This is a genomic window from Lamprobacter sp., from assembly GCF_034860625.1.
Classification (GTDB): domain Bacteria; phylum Pseudomonadota; class Gammaproteobacteria; order Chromatiales; family Chromatiaceae; genus Lamprobacter.
On record NZ_JAYESN010000403.1, the window covers coordinates 1 to 2027 of the forward strand.

The 2027-nt window shown below is 61.4% G+C and carries 2 protein-coding genes; both read left to right on the forward strand.

What is annotated here, in order from left to right; translation table 11 throughout:
- Nucleotides 1-933 (forward strand): tyrosine-type recombinase/integrase (locus VBE63_RS28100; RefSeq protein ID WP_323686283.1); only part of this gene is annotated, 933 nt, incomplete at its 5' end.
- Nucleotides 930-1925, forward strand: coding sequence for a tyrosine-type recombinase/integrase (locus tag VBE63_RS28105; RefSeq protein WP_323686284.1), 996 nt, complete (start codon nt 930-932; stop codon nt 1923-1925). The genes VBE63_RS28100 and VBE63_RS28105, both read left to right, overlap by 4 nt.
- Nucleotides 1926-2027: the final 102 nt, after the last annotated feature.

Here is a 2027-nt window from a genome sequence, read left to right on the forward strand (position 1 = left end):
CTGCACGCCGCTCTTGGTGAGTATCTGTCGATACGTCGAGCGCTGGGGACGCCATTGAAGTGGCCCGAATCGGTGTTGCGCCAGTTTGTCGATTTCCTCATCGCAGAGCAGACCGATGTGGTGACAATCGCCTTGGCCCTACGCTGGGCATGCCTGCCGGGCGGATTGCAACCGGCGACCTATGCGCGTCGCCTTGGCATCGTGCGCGGGTTTGCCAGCTGGCTGCGGGCCAGCGATCCGCGCACCGAGATTCCACCACGGCATCTCCTGCCAACACCACACCGGCGGCCAACACCTTACATCTACCGCCCTGAGGAGGTCTCGGCCTTGATGGGCGAAGCGCGCCAACTCAACGGTGGCCTGTTGCAACGTGCCACCTTCGAAACCCTGATCGGATTGCTCGCCGCCACTGGACTGCGTCCTGGCGAGGCACTCAAGCTCACTGTGGATGACGTTGATCTGCACGCGCAGGTGCTGATGATTCAAGGGTCGAAAGGCGGCAAATCGCGGCTGGTTCCGATCACGCCATCGACGACAGCGGGCTTAGCGCAGTATGCCGAGCAACGTGATCGTCTCCTGCCGCAGCGCAAGACCTCCGCCTTTCTGCTCACGCCCCAGGGGACACCTGTCCCTGGTGATCGGGCGCGCAAGACCTTTGCGCGGCTGTGCCAGCCACTGGGCTTGCGTCCCAGTCAGCCTGGGCGCAGCGGACGGGGCCCTCGGCTGCAAGATTTCAGGCACACTTTCGCCACCCGTCAGCTGATCGCCTGGTACCGCGCTGGAGAGGATGTGAGCCGGCTCATGCCGCGGTTGACGACCTATCTTGGGCATGCAAGCCCGCGCGAAACCTATTGGTATCTGCAAGCGGTTCCCGAACTGCTCACGCTCGCCTCCGAGCGGGTGCTGGCCCCTCAGGGAGGTGAGCGCTCATGAGTGCAACGCCACTGCCGGCGCTCATTCAGCGCTTCTTCATCGGGCGGTTACAAACACAGCTTGGGGCAAGTCGACATACCATCGCCGGCTATCGCGATACCTTTCGGTTGCTGTTGAGCTATGTGTCTGAACACCGCCAACAGGTTCCCTCGCAGTTAACACTCGAGGATCTGGACGCCGCGCTCCTGTGTGCCTTCCTCGATCATCTGGAGCACCAACGCGGCAACGCCATCAGGACGCGCAACTGTCGATTGGCGGCGCTGCATGCGTTCTTTCACTTCGTCTCCTATGAGGCGCCACAGTGTTTGCTGCAATGCCAGCAGGTGCTGGCCATCCCGACCAAGCGGCACGCCAAACGCACGGTCGAATTCCTGAATGAACAGGAAACAGCCGCGCTTCTAGCCGCTCCGGACCTATCGACCTGGATTGGGCGGCGAGATCGCGTGCTGTTGCTCGTGGCCGTTCAGACCGGGTTACGCAGCCAGGAACTGCGCGCCTGGTGTGCGCGTGATGTCGAACTCGACAGCAGCGCCTTTGTCCGCTGTCTGGGAAAGGGGCGCAAGCAACGCAACACGCCGTTGCGCACCGATGTGGTGGTGATCCTGCGCGATTGGCTGGCTGAACAATCCCCACGCGCCGACCAACCCGTCTTTCCCAGTCTTCGTGGTCACTGTCTGAGCGCTGACGCCTTGCAGCACATCGTCCATCGTCACGTGCTGTCGGCAAGCACGACATGCGCGTCGTTACGCGAGCGTCGAATCACGCCCCATACGTTGCGCCATACGGCGGCCATGGCGCTTTTGCAGCATGGGGTCGACCTCGCTGTGATCGCTCTGTGGCTCGGACATGAGTCGATCGAGACGACACAACAGTATCTGCACGCGGACATGCAGATCAAGGAACGTGCGCTCAGTTGCACTGATCCTGCTGAAATTCCACCAGTTCGAGTCCAGCCGGATGACAGCTTGCTCGCTTTCCTTAAGGGACTGTGATTATGCCGACTCAATATGTGCCAAGGATCAGAGACCCAACCCCTATCCGCTGAACTTGCGCAATGCCATGCGGCATAACCGAGGATGCGGCATAACGTCGCT

Bases quoted from the DNA above. Each gene is read 5' to 3' on its own strand.
- VBE63_RS28105 (WP_323686284.1), top strand. From the start codon at position 930: ATGAGTGCAACGCCACTGCCGGCGCTCATTCAGCGCTTCTTCATCGGG.